We start from the raw sequence: 17013 nt of genomic DNA on the forward strand, positions 1-17013 counted from the left end.
CCTACAGCCCGTGAGCGAGCCAAAGGGCGCGCCGGTGCCGAAAGCGACGAGACCAAGCGACCGAGGAACGAGGAAGCGCAGCGTCAAGAAGCGTCGACACCGGACCAGAGCGCCCCTCCCCCCTGCGACCGGCACCGCCGGCCACCGCCGCAGAATCCAAGTGCCCGCAGGCCCACCCCTACAGCCCGTGAGCGAGCCAAAGGGCGCGCCGGTGCCGAAAGCGACGAGACCAAGCGACCGAGGAACGAGGAAGCGCAGCGTCAAGAAGCGTCGGCACCGGATCAAAGCGCCCGGAGGCGAGCGAACACAAAAAGGGGCGCCCGGAGGCGAGCGAACACAAAAAATTCAGCCCCAGCGCCCCGTCCGCCCCAGCAGCAGCGCCGTCGCCGCGACCCCCGCCGTCGAAGTGCGCAGCACACTCGCACCGAGCCGGTACGGCTTCGCCCCGGCGGCGGCCAGGGCGTCCAGTTCCTCGGGGGAGACGCCGCCCTCGGGTCCGACGACCAGGACGATGTCGCCGTCCGCGGGAAGGCCCGCGGAGGCCAGCGGTTCGGAGCCCTCCTCGTGGAGGACGGCGGCGAAGGCCGCCCCCGCGAGCAGCGGCGCGAGTTGACGTGTCGTCACCATCTCGGCAACGTCGGGGAAGCGCAGCCGGCGGGCCTGCTTGGCGGCCTCGCGGGCGGTGGAGCGCCATTTGGCAAGGGACTTGGCGCCGCGGTCGCCCTTCCACTGCGTGATGCAGCGGGACGCGGCCCACGGCACGATCGCGTCGACGCCGACCTCCGTCATGGTCTCCACGGCCAGTTCGCCGCGGTCGCCCTTGGGCAGTGCCTGGACGACCGTGATCCGCGGGTGGGGGGCGGGCTCCTCCCGGACGCCCGTGACGTCGACCTCGAGGGTGTCCTTGCCGTCGACGGCGGCCACGACGCCGTGCGCGCCGCGCCCTTGACCGTCGGTCAGCACGATCTCCTCGCCGACCTGCAGCCGCCGTACGGAGACGGCGTGCCGCCCCTCGGGGCCGGAGAGGGTGATACGGGCCGGGCCCAGGGCGTCGGGCTCGACGACGAAGACGGGGGCGGTCACAAAGCGCTCCGGGCGGAGTCGAGTTCGGCCGCGAGCAGCCGGACGAGGTCGATGGCGGGCAGGTCGCGTGCCATGGCGTGTCCCTGGCCGGCCCACAGGGCCATCGCCCCGGGGTCGCCGGCCTTCACGGCGGCGGCGCGCACGGGGGCGGTCAGGAAGTGGATGCGCGGATAGCCGGGCGGGGCGTACCGGTCGTGGTCGCGCAGGTACCGGTTGACCAGGCTTCGCGCGGGGCGGCCGGTGAAGGCGCGGGTCAGCCGGGTCGCCGTGAAGTCCGGGTCGGTCAGGGCCCGTTTGTGCACGGGGTGCGCCCCCGACTCGGGGCAGGCCAGGAAGGCGGTGCCCATCTGGGCGGCGTCCGCGCCCGCCGCCAGCACCGCGGCGATCTGCTCGCCGCGCATGATGCCGCCCGCCGCGACCAGGGGCAGCGACACGGCCGCCCGCACCTGCGGCAGGAGGGCGAGCAGCCCGGTCTCCGTGCCGTCGCGCTCCGGGTCGTCGCGGTGCGTGGACTGGTGGCCGCCGGCCTCGGAACCCTGTACGCACACCGCCGCCGCGCCCGCCTCCTCGGCGGCCCGCGCCTCGGCGACGGAGGTCACGGTGACGACGGTGACGGTGCCGGCGTCGGCGAAGCCGCGCAGCACGGCGGGTTCGGGGCAGCCGAAGGTGAAGCTGACCAGGGGGACGGGGTCCTCCAGCAGGGCCGCGATCTTCGCCCCGTACGCGTCCTCCAGCACGGCGTCGCCGCCGGTGGCGGGGTCGCCCAGGGACGTGCCGTAGTGGCCGGCCTCCCCGGCCACCCGTGCGGCGAACTCCTCGACGCGCGCCGGGTCGGCGGTCTCGCGCTGCGGCATGAAGACGTTGACGCCGAAGGGACGGGAGGTGAGTCCGCGGATCCGGGCGATCTCCTCGCGCATGCCCTCGGCGGTCTTGAAGCCGGCCGCCAGGAAGCCGACGCCGCCGCCCTCGGCCACGGCCGCCGCCAGGGCGGGTGTGGACGTACCGCCGGCCATGGGCGCCTGCACCACCGGATGCGCGGCGAGGGTCGAGAGATCGGTCAGCGCGGCCATGCGTCCATCGTTTCACGAGACCGGGCGCACGGCCGCGCGAGGCGCGGGCGGGTGCCCGCGCCTCGCGCATGCCGCGTCAGCGGCCGTTGAAGGCGTCCTTCAGCCGCGAGAACAGGCCCTGCTGGCCCGGCTGGAACTGGCCCATGGGCCGCTCCTCGCCGCGCAGCTTCGCCAGCCGCCGCAGGAGTTCCTCCTGGTCCGGGTCGAGCTTGCCCGGGGTCTGCACCTCGACGTGCACGACCAGGTCGCCCCGGCCGCCGCCCCGCAGATGCGTGATGCCGCGCTGGTGCAGCGGGATCGACTGGCCGGACTGCGTGCCCGGCCGGATGTCGATCTCCTCCAGCCCGTCCAGGGTCTCCAGCGGCACCTTCGTGCCCAGCGCCGCCGCTGTCATCGGGAGGGTGACGGTGCAGTGCAGGTCGTCGCCGCGGCGCTGGAAGGCCGCGTGCGGCAGTTCGCGGATCTCCACGTACAGGTCGCCGGCGGGGCCGCCGCCGGGGCCGACCTCGCCCTCGCCCGCGAGCTGGATGCGGGTGCCGTTGTCGACGCCGGCGGGGATCTTCACCGTCAGCGTGCGGCGCGAGCGGACCCGGCCGTCGCCCGCGCACTCGGGGCACGGGTTCGGCACGACGGTGCCGAAGCCCTGGCACTGGGGGCAGGGCCGGGAGGTCATGACCTGGCCGAGGAAGGACCGGGTGACCTGGGAGACCTCACCGCGGCCGCGGCACATGTCGCAGGTCTGCGCCGAGGTGCCGGGGGCGGCGCCCTCGCCGTGGCAGGTGTTGCAGACGATCGCCGTGTCGACCTGGATGTCCTTGGTCGTGCCGAAGGCGGCCTCGTCGAGCTCGATCTCCAGCCGGATCATCGCATCCTGGCCGCGCCGGGTGCGCGAGCGCGGGCCGCGCTGGGACGCCGTGCCGAAGAAGGCGTCCATGATGTCGCTGAAGTTGCCGAAGCCCTGGCCGAAGCCCGCGCCCGCACCGGCGCCGCCGCCGTTGGCGGACAGCGGGTCGCCGCCGAGGTCGTAGACCTGCTTCTTCTGCGGGTCCGAGAGCACCTCGTAGGCGGCGTTGATCTCCTTGAACCGCTCCTGCGTCTTCGGGTCCGGATTGACGTCCGGGTGCAGCTCGCGCGCGAGACGGCGGAAGGCCTTCTTGATCTCGTCCGGACTCGCGTCACGGCGCACGCCGAGCACGGCGTAGTAGTCGGTGGCCACTACGACTCCGCCAGGATCTGTCCGACGTAACGTGCCACTGCGCGTACCGCTCCCATCGTTCCGGGGTAGTCCATGCGGGTCGGGCCGACCACGCCAAGTTTCGCGACCGCCTCGTCGCCCGAACCGTAGCCGACGGAGACGACCGATGTGGAGTTCAGGCCCTCGTGGAAATTCTCGTGACCGATTCGCACGGTCACGCCCGAATCCCCGGCCTCGCCCAGCAGCTTCAGGAGCACGACCTGCTCCTCCAGCGCCTCCAGGACCGGGCGGATCGTGAGGGGGAAGTCATGGCCGAAACGGGTCAGGTTGGCGGTGCCGCCCAGCATGATCCGTTCCTCGGTCTCCTCGACCAGGGTCTCCAGCAGCGTGGCCAGCACGACCTGGACGGTCGGCCGGTCGTCGGGCTCGAAGCCGTCCGCGAGGTCCTGCACCAGCTGCGGGACGTCGGCGAAGCGGCGGCCCACCACCCGGCTGTTGAGCCGGGCCCGCAGATCGGCCAGCACGGTCTCGCCCACCGGCGCGGGGGCGTCGACCAGCCGCTGCTCGACCCGGCCGGTGTCCGTGATCAGCACCAGCATCAGCCGGGCCGGCGCGAGCGCCAGCAGTTCGACGTGGCGCACGGTCGAGCGGGTCAGCGACGGGTACTGGACGACGGCGACCTGCCGGGTCAGCTGCGCCAGCAGCCGCACCGTACGGGCCACGACGTCGTCGAGGTCCACCGCGCCGTCCAGGAAGTTCCCGATGGCCCGGCGCTCCGCGCCCGACAGCGGCTTGACGTTCGTGAGCCGGTCGACGAAGAGCCGGTAGCCCTTGTCGGTCGGCACCCGGCCGGCGCTGGTGTGGGGCTGCTGGATGTAGCCCTCCTCCTCCAGCACCGCCATGTCGTTGCGCACCGTGGCGGGGGACACACCCAGCCGGTGGCGTTCGGTGAGCGCCTTGGAACCGACCGGTTCCTCGGTGCCCACGTAGTCCTGGACGATGGCCCGCAGCACTTCGAGCCGTCGTTCGCTCAGCATTGCGGCGTCCACCTCCAGTCGTCGGTCACCGGTGCGTCGGTCGTTTTCCCTGCCCTGGCACTCCCTTCGAGCGAGTGCCAGCTTTCCCCAAGTCAGTGTACGGCGGGGAGGCAAGACCTCGGCAAGGGCGGTCCGCACCCGGACCCCCTCGACCGGTCACCGTAGCGCGCACGGGCCGCCCCGGCGGGGATACCGTCGCCGTGTGGAGACGACACCTGCGGCACCGGGCACCTTCGGCGGCTGGGAGCAACTGGCGCCCGGCGTCGCGCGGTGCCGGATGCCGTTCCTGGACGTCACCATCGGGGTCGTCACCGGCGGCGAGGGCGTCCTGCTCGTCGACACCGGGTCCTCGGTCGCCGAGGGAGCCGGTCTGCGCCGGCGGGTCCGGGAGCTGACCGGGCGCGACGTGACGCACATCGCACTGACCCACGGTCACTTCGACCACGTCTTCGGCACGGCCGCCTTCCCCGGCGCCCAGGTCCACGGGGAGATGACCCTCGGCGCCCACCTGGACCGCGAGCGCGGTGCGCTGCGCCGGGACGCGATCGGGTACGGCGTCCCCGAGGAGGAGGCGGACGAGGCCGCGGCGGCCCTGGTGACTCCGGGCCACCTCGTCGACGGCCACTGGGCGCTGGACCTCGGCGGCGACCGCGAGGCCCTGCTGGTCCACCCCGGTGAGGGACACACCACCCACGACCTGGTCGTGGTCGTACCGGGCACGCCCACCGTGGTCTTCTGCGGCGACCTCGTCGAGGAGTCCGGCGAGCCGCAGGCCGGCCCGGACGCGGCGCCCGGCGCGTGGCCGGGCACCCTGGACCGGCTGCTGGAACTGGGCGGCGGGAACGCGCTCTACGTCCCCGGCCACGGAGCGGTGGTCGACGCGCGCTTCGTCCGCGCCCAACGGGACGCGCTGGCCGCCCGGTTCGGATCCGCTTGAGCGGCCCCGCGCCCGGATACGATCCCTGGCATGCGCAGCCGGAACTACGACGCCGATCTCACCCCGCCCTGGAAGCGGCCGTCGGTGCCCGCGCCCGAGGTCGCGGCCGAACGCGACCTGGTGGTCGAAGAGGTCTTCACGGGGTTCTGCGGGGCGGTGATCCGCTGCGAGAAGACCGCCGAGGGCCCCACCGTCACCCTGGAGGACCGCTTCGGCAAGCACCGCGTCTTCCCGCTCGTGCCGCGCGGCTTCCTCCTGGAGGGCAAGGTCGTCACCCTCGTGCGCCCCGGCGCCGCCGCCCCCTCCGGCCCTCGGCTGACCGCCTCCGGCTCCCTCGCCGTCCCCGGCGCCCGCGCCCGGGTCGCCCGCGCCGGGCGCATCTACGTCGAAGGACGCCACGACGCGGAGCTCGTCGAACGGGTCTGGGGCGACGACCTGCGGATCGAGGGCGTCGTCGTGGAGTACCTGGAGGGCGTCGACGACCTGCCGGCCATCGTCTCCGCCTTCGCCCCGGGACCCGACGCCCGGCTCGGCGTGCTCGTCGACCACCTCGTACCCGGCTCCAAGGAGTCCCGGATCGCCGCCTCGGTCACCGGGGACCACGTGCTGGTCGCCGGCCACCCCTACATCGACGTCTGGGAGGCCGTGAAGCCCGCCTCTCTCGGCATCGCCGCCTGGCCGGCCGTGCCGCGCGGCCAGGACTGGAAGACCGGCGTGTGCCGCGCGCTCGGCTGGCCGGAGAACACCGGTGCCGCCTGGCAGCGCATCCTGGGCTCCGTCCGCTCCTACAAGGACCTCCAGCCGGAACTGCTCGGCCGCGTGGAGGAACTGATCGACTTCGTCACGGCCCCGGGCGCCTGATCAGTCGACCAGGTCCCGCACCACCGCGTCCGCCAGCAGCCGCCCGCGCAGCGTGAGCACCGCCCGCCCCGCCTCGTACGCGCCCGGCTCCAGCAGGCCGTCCGCCACCGCGCGCCCGGCGGCCTCCGCCCCGGCCGGGGCCAGGATGTCCAGCGGGCAGCCGTCCGCGAGCCGCAGCTCCAGCAGGATCCGCTCCACCCGGCGGTCCTCCGCGGCCAGCACCTCGCGGCCCGCGCCCGGACTGCGGCCCTCCGCGAGCGCCGCCGCATACGCCGCGGGATGCTTCACGTTCCACCAGCGCACACCGCCCACGTGCGAATGCGCGCCCGGTCCCGCACCCCACCAGTCGGCACCGGTCCAGTACAGCTCGTTGTGGCGGCAGCGGGCCGCCGTGGACGTCGCCCAGTTCGACACCTCGTACCAGTCGAAACCGGCCTCCGACAGCCGCTCCTCCGCGATCAGGTAGCGGTCCGCGTGGACGTCGTCGTCCGTCATCGGCACCTCGCCGCGCCGGATCCGGCGGGCCAGCTGCGTGCCCTCCTCCACGATCAGCGCATACGCCGACACATGGTCGGGGCCCGCGTCGATCGCCGCGTCCAGGGACGCCCGCCAGTCGTCGTCCGACTCCCCCGGCGTGCCGTAGATCAGGTCCAGGTTGACGTGCTCGAAGCCCGCCGCCCGCGCCTCCGCGACGCAGGCCTCCGGCCGGCCCGGGGTGTGCGTGCGGTCCAGCACCCGCAGCACGTGCTGCCGGGCGCTCTGCATCCCGAACGACATCCGGTTGAAGCCCCCGGCCCGCAGCTCCGCCAGGTACGCGGGGTCCACCGACTCCGGATTCGCCTCCGTCGTGACCTCCGCCCCCTCCGCCAGCCCGAACTCGTCCCGGATCGCGCCCAGCATGCGCGTCAGGTCCGCCGCCGGCAGCAGCGTCGGCGTACCGCCGCCCACGAACACCGTCTCGACGCGGCGCGCGTCGTCGCCCAGCACCTTCCGGGCGAGCCGGACCTCGTCGATCAGCGTCTCCGCGTAGTTCTCGCGGGAGGCGAGAACGCCACCGGTGCCGCGCAGCTCGGCGGCGGTGTAGGTGTTGAAGTCGCAGTAGCCGCAGCGGGTCGCGCAGTACGGGACGTGCAGGTAGAACCCGAGCGGGCGGTGCTCCGCGCCGGCGAGGGCGGCGGGGGGGAGTGCGCCGTTCTGGGGCATGGGTTCGCCGTCGGGCAGTACGGATGGCATACGCCTATTCTGCCGGGTTCTTTTCCCTCCCTCCCGCCCGTGTGCCCTGTGAAGTCACGCACCCCGACGCGCGTTGCAGGGGGCCGGGTGCGGGCCCTCCGGGGCTGCCATTCTGGACAGCACATTTAGGTGCCTCAGGCACCCGGCCTGATCACTCCGGGTCACGCACCCAAATATGCTCCACAGTCCAAAACGCCACCCCTACGACCCCGCCCCCTCAGGTCTCGTCACGCGCCTGATCCCCGGTGGGTGGATATGGACGGCACCGTGCCTGGGGCCGCCCAACAATCACCCCCACCGGCCGTAAGTCGCTCCAACGACCCCGGGAGGGGGTGCGCCGGGGTCTGCCCGCAGGCGACGAGCGGAGACCGCAGCACTCAAATTGCTGGGGTAACCCGCGAGCGCCTAGGACGGACTCCGGAGCGGCGCCGACCCCACAACGCACGCGGCGCGGGGCCCGCACTTATCGCGCCGGGTACACGGGAGGGAGGGCGGGGAAAAAACCAAGGCCCAAGGGAACGCAGCGGAGCGCTATTGGGCCTGAAGCACGAGCACCGCGAGATCGTCATCGGGCGGCGCCACGTCATACCCGTGCACCGCCGCGCGAACCCGCTCCGCGACCCCCGCCGCCCCCAACCCCGCACACCCCGCGAGCACCGCCGCGAGCCCGTCGTCGTCGTCGAACTGCCGGTTGCCGCTGCGCCGCTCCGTGACGCCGTCGGTGACGCACAGGAGGGTGTCCCCGGGGGCGAGACGGAACGATTCGCTGCGGTAGTGCGCGTCGTCCGTGATGCCCAGCAGTATCTGGGGGACGGCCGCGGCGCGGACCGTGCCCGCGCCGTTGAGGACGAGCGGCAGCGGGTGGCCGGCGCTGGCGAGGGTGCACAGGACGCCGCCGTCGTCGCCGGGCACGATCTCGCCGTACAGCAGGGAGAGGAAGCGCGGGCCGGTCTCCCAGCCGGGGCCGAGGCCGTCGCCGAGGGTGGCCGCGGCGGCCTCGTCGGCGAGGGCGCGGTTGAGGCGGTCGAGGACTTCGGCGACGCCGTGGCCTTCCCGGGCGAGGAGCCGCATCACGGGACGGGCGAGCCCGGTGACGGCGGCGGCCTCGGGGCCGTTGCCCTGTACGTCGCCGAGGGCGAAGCACCAGCGGCCGCCGCCGGCGGGGAAGATGTCGTAGAAGTCGCCGCCGACGACGTCGGCGCGGGTGGGTTCGTAGACGACGGCCGTCTCGACGCCGGGGACCGTGCCGAGCCCGGCGGGCAGCAGTCCGCGCTGCAGGACGCGGCTGATCATGGCTTGCCGGGCGTACTGCCGGGCCGTGCCGACCGCGAGGGCGACGCGGCGGGCGAAGTCCTCGATGAGTCCGATGACCTCGTCGGGCATGCGCATGAGCCCGGTCCGGCCGAGCAGGAGCGTGCCGTGGCAGCGTCCGCCGGCGACGAGCGGGCAGGCGAGGGCGGCGCCCACCGCGTCGGCCCCGTCGGCGGTGGCCGGCCAGGGCCAGGGGACGGCGCCGGAGCGCCCGTCGGGGGGCGGCGGGGGCGGGTCCTTCTCCAGGACCATGCGCAGCCCGTCGATGCGGCTCTCGGCGGCGTGCCAGACGCGGGCGAGCCGCGGTCCGGTCGTCCCGGGGCCGTCGGCGCCGAGCCAGACGGCGCACCAGTCGGCGAGCCGGGGCACCAGCAGCTGTCCGGCCAGTGCGGCGACCATGTCCTCGTCGAGCTGCCCGGCGAGAAGGTCGGAGGCCTCGGCGAGGAAGGACAGGGAGCCGCGGCTGATCCAGTCGCCGTCCGGGCGGCGGGCGGCCTGGCGGGGCAGCGGTGCCAGGAATTCGGCCGCGGGCAGCAGCGTGCGGTCGCCCTCGGCGGGTGGGGCGGGGTGCTCCTCGGGGTCGTGCGCGGCGGCGAGCCGGCACCAGATGGTCTTGAGGTCGCGCCGGTAGGTGATGCCCCAGGCCTCGGAGAGCGCCGCGACGAGCTGGAGGCCGCGTCCGCCGTCGCGGCCCTCCCGTTCCAGTTCCGCGCGATCGCGGACGACGCGCGCGGGGTGGTGGTCCGACACCTCGACCACGAGCGCGTCCTGTTCGAGCCGGCAGAGCAGTTCGACGGTCGTCCCGGCGTGGATGACCGCGTTGGTGACGAGTTCGCTGACGACCAGGACGGCGTCGGCGGTCAGACGCTCGTCGGGGCCGGGTCCGCCCGTCGTCCACGCGTCCAGTGCGGCGCGGACGAACCTGCGGGCGGCGGAGGCGGCGAGCTGGTTGCCGGGCAGGCTGGTGCGGGAGACGACCTCCCGTGGCATGGAATCTGGCCCCACTGTGCGGCTCCCGAGCAGATCCGGCGTTGCGCCCTTGAGGGCAGGGTCAGCGTGACAGACTGAGCGCGCTCATAAGCGCCGAGTCACCGAAGAAGGCCGACATGGCTCGTAAATCGGCTGTTCCCGCCCTGAAAACCGCTCCTCCTGTACGTCCGCGTGTCGCGGGTCCGCGACGGGCGGCGGGGCTCCGGGTGCTGGGCGGGGAAGGAGCGCCGGCCGTGTCCGCCGGAACGTTCCGTCAAAGGCGGTACGCCCGCGCGGCGGAGGGGCGGCCCGGACGGTGACGGGCGGCGCCGCCGGCGCGGTCACCGGTACGGGCAGCGCCGGCATCCTCCTGGTCGACGACATGGAGGACAACCTGCTCGCCCTGGAAGCCGTCCTCGGCTCGCTCAACCGGCCCATGGTCCGGGCCCGTTCCGGGCAGGAGGCGTTGAAGGCCCTGCTGTGCCAGGAGTTCGCCGTGGTCCTGCTGGACGTCCTCATGCCGGGCATGGACGGCTTCGAGACGGCCGCGCACATCAGGCGGCTCGACCGGACCAAGGACATCCCGATCGTCTTCCTGACCGGCAGCGGCCCCGACACCACCGTCGCCTTCCGCGGCTACGCCACAGGCGCGGCGGACTACCTGACCAAGCCCTTCGACCCGTGGGTGCTGCGCGCCAAGGTCTCCGTCTTCCTCGAACTCCACCGCACCGCCCGGGAACTGCGCGATCTGCTGGCCCGCGACCGGGAGCGGCTGGCCGCCGTCGAGGAACGCCTCGCGGCCGTCGAGCGGCTGCTCGCCGCCGACGGCCGCGCCGACGTGGCCGAACTGGCGCTGCGCGTGGCGGGACTGGAGCGCGCCGTCCACGGGGTGGACCTGCCGGGCCCGCGCCGGGGCGACTGACCCGGCGCGGGCGGGCGCGGGGCTCAGGACTCGCGGGTGCCGGAGTACATGTCGTCGATGAGGTCCTTGAACTCGCGTTCCACGACGGGCCGCTTGAGTTTCAGGCTCGGGGTCAGGTCGCCGTGTTCCACGTCGAGGTCGCGGGGCAGGACGCGGAAGGTCTTGATCTGCTGCCAGCGCTGCAGGTCCTCGTTGACGCGGCGCACGTAGCCGTCGATGAGTTCGCGGACCTGCTCGGAGGCGACGACCTGCGCGTACGGCCGGCCCGCCAGGCCGTTGTCCGCGGCCCAGCCGAGGATGGTGGGCTCGTCCAGGGCGATCAGGGCGGTGCAGAAGTTGCGGGCCGCGCCGATGACCAGGACGTTGCTGACGAACGGGCACACGGCTTTGAACTGGCCCTCCACAGCGGCCGGTGCGATGTACTTGCCGTTGGAGTTCTTGATGATGTCCTTTTTGCGGTCGGTGATGGTGAGGAAGCCGTCCGCGGACAGTTCGCCGATGTCGCCGGTGTGGAACCAGCCGTCGGGCTCCAGCACCTCGGCGGTCTTCTCGGGGAGTTTGTGGTAGCCCTGCATGATGCCGGGGCCGCGGAGCAGGATCTCGCCGTCCTCGGCGATCCGCACCTCGGTGCCGGCGAGCGGCTTGCCGACGGTCCCGGTGCGGTAGGCCTCGCCGGGGTTGACGAAGCTGGCCGCGCTGGACTCCGTCAGGCCGTAGCCCTCCAGGATGTGGATGCCGGCGCCGGCGAAGAAGTAGCCGATCTCCGGAGCCAGGGCGGCCGAGCCGGAGACGCAGGCGCGCAGCTTGCCGCCGAAGGCCTCGCGGAGCTTGGCGTACACCAGGCGGTCGGCGACGGCGTGCTGCGCGGCGAGCGCGAAGGGCGCACTGGCCGTACCCGTGCGGCGGCGGTTGTCCTGGGTGACCTTGGCGTACTCGCGGGCGACTTCGGCGGCCCACTTGAAGATCTTGTACTTCGCCCCGCCGCCCGCACGAGCCTTGGCGGCCACGCCGTTGTAGACCTTCTCGAAGATCCGGGGGACGGCGGCCATGTAGGTCGGCTGCACCACCGGCAGATTCTCGATGATCTTGTCGACCCGGCCGTCCACGGCCGTCACGTGGCCGATGGTGATGTGCCCGGCGGTGAGCACCTTGCCGAAGACGTGCGCCAGCGGCAGCCAGAGGTACTGCACGTCCGCCGCTTCCAGCAGGCCGTTGGCCTGGATGGCGCGGGCCATGTAGGCCCAGCAGTCGTGCGGCAGGCGGACGCCCTTGGGGCGGCCGGTGGTGCCGGAGGTGTAGATGAGGGTGGCCAGCTGGTCCTTGGTGATCGCGCCCACGGCCTCGCGGACCGCCTCGGGGTGCTTCTCCAGGTAGAGCGCGCCGCGCTTCTCCAGGTCGGCCAGCGACAGCACCCAACCGTCGTCACCGGAGTCGGCGTCGGTCTCGATGCCGTCGGCGTCGATCACCACGACGTGGGCCAGTTCGGGCAGTTCCGCGCGCCGTTCGGCGGCCTTGGCCAGCTGGGCGGCGTTCTCGGCGATCAGCACGCGGCTGCCGGAGTCGGCGAGGATGAAGGCCGTCTCGTCGGCGTTGGTGCTGGGGTAGACCGTGGTCGTCGCGGCGCCCGCGCACAGCACGCCCAGGTCGGCCAGGATCCATTCGACCCGGGTGGCGGAGGCGATGGCCACCCGCTCCACGGGACGCACTCCGAGGTCCATCAGACCCGCCGCGACGGCGAAGACCCGGGTCGCGGCCTCCTGCCAGCTGAGCGACCGCCAGGAGTCCGGGCCGCCGCCCGCCGAGGGCACCGGGAAGCGGTAGGCCTCGGCGTCGGGCGTGGCCTCGACGCGCTCCAGGAACAGGTTCGCCACAGACGGCGGCCGGTTCTCGATCAAAGTCTGCGTGTCGCTCACGACAACCTCCGGGGCCCGCCACATTGCTGGGTGACTCGCGAGTAACCCGCGATTGGTGATCAGGGTAGGCAATCCGCGCCCGCTATGTAAGGGGCAGTGGACACCGCGTTGCGAGCGCGACGGGTGAGATAGGTGACGGATACATCTACTTTGCGCATGTGTACGCCGCATGGACCCCATGGGCCGCAGACGCAAACGGCGGGCCCACCCGGAACCCGGGGAGCCCGCCTCCCGCCGTCACGCCGGCCACCCTCCGGCGACACCGCGGAGCACAGGGACGGTCAGCCGCCGATGGGCAGGCCGCCGATCATGCCGGTGGTGCCGCCCGACTTGCCGACCCCGCCCAGCAGTTCGCCCGTCTTCCCGGTGACCGCCTTCAGGCCGGTCTTGGCGACCTCGTCCTTGGCGTCCAGGAGCTTCATCGGGCCCTTCCCGAGCGGGAGGGAGCCGTCACCGGCGAAGGCGGGGGACGCGGCGGCACCGGCGGCGCCCAGCGCGATCACGGAACCTGCGACGACGGCCGCGGCCTTCGAGTACTTCACGACACATTCCCCTTCCACGGCGACGACTTTCGCCGCCGTCGCCATGGGTAACGCCCGCGAACACCCCCGGAAACCGCACGTGACAGGCTTTTTCACCAATCACCCGAATGCCGAACCGCTCATACGAAAGGGCGCCTGCCCGGTCATCGGACAAACGCCCCTCGTCTGCGGTGAGTCGGGCGGCGGACCGCCCGATCCGCCTGCGGCTACTTCTTCTTGGCCGCCGCGTCGTCGCTCGACAGCACCGCGATGAAGGCCTCCTGCGGCACCTCCACGGAACCGACCATCTTCATCCGCTTCTTGCCCTCCTTCTGCTTCTCCAGCAGCTTCCGCTTACGCGAGATGTCACCGCCGTAGCACTTGGCGAGGACGTCCTTGCGGATGGCGCGGATGGTCTCGCGGGCGATGACCCGGGAGCCGATGGCGGCCTGGATGGGCACCTCGAAAGCCTGCCGCGGGATGAGCTCGCGCAGCTTGGCGACAAGCCGCACGCCGTAGGCGTACGCCGCGTCCTTGTGCGTGATCGCCGAGAAGGCGTCCACCTTGTCGCCGTGCAGCAGGATGTCGACCTTGACCAGGCTGGCGGTCTGCTCGCCGGTGGGCTCGTAGTCCAGGGAGGCGTACCCGCGGGTCTTGGACTTCAGCTGGTCGAAGAAGTCGAAGACGATCTCGGCGAGCGGCAGGGTGTAGCGGATCTCCACCCGGTCCTCGGAGAGGTAGTCCATGCCCAGCAGCGTGCCGCGCCGGGTCTGGCACAACTCCATGATCGCGCCGATGAACTCGGTGGGCGCAAGGATCGTGGCCCGCACCACCGGCTCGTACACCTCGGAGATCTTGCCCTCGGGGAACTCGCTGGGGTTGGTGACGGTGTGCTCGGCCCCGTCCTCCATCACCACGCGGTAGACCACGTTGGGGGCCGTCGCGATCAGGTCGAGGCCGAACTCGCGCTCCAGCCGCTCGCGGATCACGTCCAGGTGCAGCAGGCCGAGGAAGCCGACGCGGAAACCGAAGCCGAGGGCGGCAGAGGTCTCCGGCTCGTAGACCAGGGCGGCGTCGTTGAGCTGGAGCTTGTCCAGCGCGTCGCGCAGCTCCGGGTAGTCCGAGCCGTCCAGCGGGTACAGGCCCGAGAACACCATCGGCTTGGGGTCCTTGTAGCCGCCCAGGGCCTCGGTGGCGCCCTTGGTCTGCTGGGTGATCGTGTCACCCACCTTGGACTGGCGGACGTCCTTCACACCCGTGATCAGATAACCCACCTCGCCGACGCCGAGGCCGTCGGCCGACAGCATCTCGGGCGAGTTGGTGCCGATCTCCAGCAGCTCGTGGGTGGCGCCGGTCGACATCATCCTGATGCGCTCGCGCTTGCTGAGCTGGCCGTCGACGACCCGGACATAAGTGACGACACCGCGGTAGGAGTCGTAGACCGAGTCGAAGATCATCGCGCGGGCGGGGGCGTCGGCGACACCGACCGGGGCAGGAACGGTCTCCACGACGCGGTCCAGCAGCGCCTCGACACCGAGGCCGGTCTTGGCCGAGACCCTCAGCACGTCGGAGGGATCGCAGCCGATGAGGTTCGCCAGCTCCTCGGAGAACTTCTCGGGCTGCGCGGCCGGCAGGTCGATCTTGTTCAGCACCGGGACGATGGTGAGGTCGTTCTCCATCGCCAGGTAGAGGTTGGCCAGCGTCTGCGCCTCGATGCCCTGGGCCGCGTCGACCAGCAGGACCGTGCCCTCACAGGCCGCGAGCGACCGGGAGACCTCGTAGGTGAAGTCCACGTGCCCCGGGGTGTCGATCATGTTCAGGATGTGGGTCTTCCCCTCACCGGCGCCCGCGGTGGGCGCCCAGGGCAGACGGACGGCCTGGGACTTGATCGTGATGCCGCGCTCGCGCTCGATGTCCATCCGGTCGAGGTATTGGGCGCGCATCTGCCGCTGATCCACCACACCGGTGAGCTGGAGCATCCGGTCGGCAAGCGTGGACTTGCCGTGGTCGATGTGCGCGATGATGCAGAAATTGCGGATCAGCGCCGGGTCGGTACGGCTCGGCTCCGGCACGTTCGAAGGGGTCGCGGGCACGCAGGGTCCTGTCTCTTGAGGCGCCTGTCGCCTCTGGTCGGATCGATACGTATGACTCCCATAGTCCCATGCGCGGGGCACGGGACCGTGCCGGGCGGCCCGGAAGGGCCCGAGCGCGGCGCCGGGACCGGGACCGGGAGCGCCGGTTTGGGCGGCGCGGTGGCCGACTGCTAACCTGGGCAGTCGCGCTTCGTGCCCTCTACCCGAGGCGTGAACCCCATCAGATCACACCTGAGAAGGCTCTTTCGTGGCGAACATCAAGTCCCAGATCAAGCGCAACAAGACCAACGAGAAGGCGCGCCTGCGCAACAAGGCCGTCAAGTCCGAGCTCAAGACCGCCATCCGCCGCACCCGTGAGGCCGTGGCCGCCGGTGACGTCGAGAAGGCCGCCGAGGCCGCGCGTCTCGCGGGCAAGAAGCTCGACAAGGCCGTGAGCAAGGGCGTCATCCACAAGAACCAGGCCGCCAACAAGAAGTCCGCGCTGGCCGTCAAGGTCGCCGCGCTCCAGGCCTGAGCCTTTCTCGTCAGCAGTACCCAGCGGTAGACAGCAGCACCCAGCAGTACCCGCCGGTGACGGGCACAGCGGTCCCTCTCACCCGCTCCACCACCGGCATCCATGGTTTTCCGGCCGCACGCGGCCTGCGTTCGCCGATCGCGGCGAGTGTCGACGTAGGTAGCGCCTCCGAGTAACGCCACGCTTGGATGCGGTACGAAGCCCCTGACCTTCGGGTCAGGGGCTTTTCGTTGCCCTGGAAACGACGAAACCCCCTCCACCCGAGGGTGAAGGGGGCTCGTCAGCAGCGCTCCGGTAGGCCGACCTCAACGACGCCGGAGGCTGCCGTCATCCGCGCCGGCTCGTCGTCGTAGCCAGCGCGGGGGCTATGTGATGGCTCGGCGTGCCACAGGGACGGACGGCGACGTCGGTCCGGGCAGGAGGTCCGCCCGCCAATGCCGGACGATCTCCTCCCTATAGCCGGTGTGCGTCGGGTGCGTCGCCAGGTGGGCGAACACCGACGCCTGCGCCGTCTCCGCGTCCTCGTCGGGCACGCCAGGCGCGGCGCACGTCGTGCAGAAGTATTGGAAGGTGGGGACCGTGTTCTCCGGGTCCTCCGGCCGGATCCGCCAAGTCTGATAGCGGAAGACGCTGCGGGGGCTCACTTCGTCACCCGCCACGACTGGGCGTTCACGGTCGCCGTGTGTGCGTGGAGGACTTCATGCGCCGTCGCTGCGCGTGCTTGCCCCGGCGGGACTTCCCATTCGCGCCCGCCGCGTAGAGGGCGGAGGAGAAGGCGTCCGCCCACGAAGCCCATGACGTCGCCGACTTTTCCGGACCGGATGTCGACGGCCTTAGATCCGACGGGCGGAACGCCGGTGCCGGCGTCCTCCGCTACCGCGGGAGGGTCGGTAGTCTCTGACATGTTCACCTGCCTGTTCGGGTGAGCCACGCCCCGGGGCCGTTCGCGCGGTCGCCGGGGTCCTTCGTTTCCCACGGTAGCGACAACTGCGTCCCCCCGCACCCCCATGCGTCCCCCTGCGTTCCAACGCGTCCGGACGCGTTCCCATGAGGTCGTACGCGGCAGGCCGCGGGACCGTTGAGATATGAGCGACCTTCCGCGCTATGAGTACGTGAAGCTGGCTGATCAGGTGGCCGCAGATATCGCGTCGGGAAAGATCCCGAAAGGCGCGGCGCTTCCCGGAGAGCGCGCGATGACGGAGATCTACAGCGTGAGCATCGGGACGGTTCGGCGCGCGGTTCAGGAGCTCCGTAGTCGCGGCCTCGTCGCGACACTGCCGGCAAAGGGCACGTACGTCATCTGAAACGACGAAAGCCCCTGCCCTCCCGTGAAGGAAGGCAGGGGCTTCGGTGT

At 72.0% G+C, this 17013-nt stretch carries 14 protein-coding genes; 5 read left to right on the forward strand and 9 right to left on the reverse strand.

Annotated features, from left to right (window positions below):
- Positions 1 to 345: 345 nt before the first annotated feature.
- The 4 genes from ACIP64_RS07040 to hrcA all read right to left on the reverse strand — a co-directional run bounded on the left by ACIP64_RS07040 (position 346) and on the right by hrcA (position 4385).
- Complete coding sequence (locus tag ACIP64_RS07040) at positions 346 to 1083, reverse strand: 16S rRNA (uracil(1498)-N(3))-methyltransferase (protein ID WP_401582681.1); 738 nt, start codon at positions 1081 to 1083, stop codon at positions 346 to 348.
- A complete protein-coding gene (locus ACIP64_RS07045; RefSeq protein WP_401582682.1) occupies positions 1080 to 2153 on the reverse strand; it encodes a nitronate monooxygenase in 1074 nt (357 codons plus the stop codon). Before ACIP64_RS07045 ends, ACIP64_RS07040 begins: the two co-directional genes overlap by 4 nt.
- Positions 2154 to 2229: 76 nt before the next feature.
- On the reverse strand, positions 2230 to 3369 hold the full coding sequence (gene dnaJ, locus ACIP64_RS07050; RefSeq protein WP_360906815.1) for a molecular chaperone DnaJ: 1140 nt from the start codon (positions 3367 to 3369) through the stop codon (positions 2230 to 2232).
- Complete coding sequence (gene hrcA / locus ACIP64_RS07055) at positions 3369 to 4385, reverse strand: heat-inducible transcriptional repressor HrcA (protein WP_360906817.1); 1017 nt, start codon at positions 4383 to 4385, stop codon at positions 3369 to 3371. The genes dnaJ and hrcA overlap by 1 nt, the downstream gene beginning before the upstream one ends.
- Before the next feature lie 202 nt (positions 4386 to 4587).
- Here hrcA and ACIP64_RS07060 point away from each other — a divergent pair, with 202 nt between their 5' ends.
- Together ACIP64_RS07060 and ACIP64_RS07065 are read left to right on the forward strand one after the other, a co-directional pair.
- The gene (locus ACIP64_RS07060) at positions 4588 to 5322 is read left to right on the forward strand and encodes an MBL fold metallo-hydrolase (RefSeq protein ID WP_401582684.1); all 735 of its coding nucleotides are present in this window, start codon (positions 4588 to 4590) and stop codon (positions 5320 to 5322) included.
- A 30-nt stretch (positions 5323 to 5352) separates the two neighbouring features.
- Positions 5353 to 6183 carry a DUF3097 domain-containing protein gene (locus tag ACIP64_RS07065; RefSeq protein ID WP_401582686.1) on the forward strand — a complete coding sequence of 277 codons (831 nt, stop codon included), beginning with the start codon at positions 5353 to 5355 and terminating at the stop codon, positions 6181 to 6183.
- Here the strand turns inward: ACIP64_RS07065 and hemW are convergent, their stop codons facing one another.
- Together hemW and ACIP64_RS07075 are read right to left on the reverse strand one after the other, a co-directional pair.
- Positions 6184 to 7416, reverse strand: a complete 1233-nt coding sequence (hemW, locus tag ACIP64_RS07070; protein ID WP_401582688.1) for a radical SAM family heme chaperone HemW — start codon at positions 7414 to 7416, stop codon at positions 6184 to 6186.
- Between the two features lie 531 nt (positions 7417 to 7947).
- Positions 7948 to 9717: a SpoIIE family protein phosphatase gene (locus ACIP64_RS07075; protein ID WP_401582690.1), complete on the reverse strand. Its 1770-nt coding sequence runs from the start codon at positions 9715 to 9717 to the stop codon at positions 7948 to 7950.
- Between the two features lie 361 nt (positions 9718 to 10078).
- On the opposite strand from ACIP64_RS07075, the gene ACIP64_RS07080 reads away from it, so the two are divergent.
- Entirely contained in the window at positions 10079 to 10618 is a 540-nt protein-coding gene (locus ACIP64_RS07080; protein WP_401583201.1) for a two-component system response regulator, read from the forward strand.
- Positions 10619 to 10641: 23 nt separating this feature from the next.
- On the opposite strand, the gene ACIP64_RS07085 is transcribed toward ACIP64_RS07080, so the two are convergent.
- The 3 genes from ACIP64_RS07085 to lepA all read right to left on the reverse strand — a co-directional run bounded on the left by ACIP64_RS07085 (position 10642) and on the right by lepA (position 15145).
- Positions 10642 to 12531: an AMP-dependent synthetase/ligase gene (locus ACIP64_RS07085; protein ID WP_401582692.1), complete on the reverse strand. Its 1890-nt coding sequence runs from the start codon at positions 12529 to 12531 to the stop codon at positions 10642 to 10644.
- Between the two features lie 281 nt (positions 12532 to 12812).
- Positions 12813 to 13073: a hypothetical protein gene (locus ACIP64_RS07090; protein ID WP_360906829.1), complete on the reverse strand. Its 261-nt coding sequence runs from the start codon at positions 13071 to 13073 to the stop codon at positions 12813 to 12815.
- A 206-nt stretch (positions 13074 to 13279) separates the two neighbouring features.
- The gene (gene lepA, locus ACIP64_RS07095; RefSeq protein WP_401582694.1) at positions 13280 to 15145 is read right to left on the reverse strand and encodes a translation elongation factor 4; all 1866 of its coding nucleotides are present in this window, start codon (positions 15143 to 15145) and stop codon (positions 13280 to 13282) included.
- Between the two features lie 247 nt (positions 15146 to 15392).
- Between lepA and rpsT the strand changes: the two genes are divergently transcribed.
- Positions 15393 to 15659: a 30S ribosomal protein S20 gene (gene rpsT / locus ACIP64_RS07100; RefSeq protein ID WP_360906833.1), complete on the forward strand. Its 267-nt coding sequence runs from the start codon at positions 15393 to 15395 to the stop codon at positions 15657 to 15659.
- 1085 nt (positions 15660 to 16744) lie between these two features.
- Positions 16745 to 16963, forward strand: coding sequence for a winged helix-turn-helix domain-containing protein (locus ACIP64_RS07105; RefSeq protein WP_401582696.1), 219 nt, complete (start codon positions 16745 to 16747; stop codon positions 16961 to 16963).
- Positions 16964 to 17013: the final 50 nt, after the last annotated feature.

The organism is Streptomyces sp. NPDC088733, assembly GCF_044751185.1.
Taxonomy (GTDB): Bacteria; Actinomycetota; Actinomycetes; order Streptomycetales; family Streptomycetaceae; genus Actinacidiphila.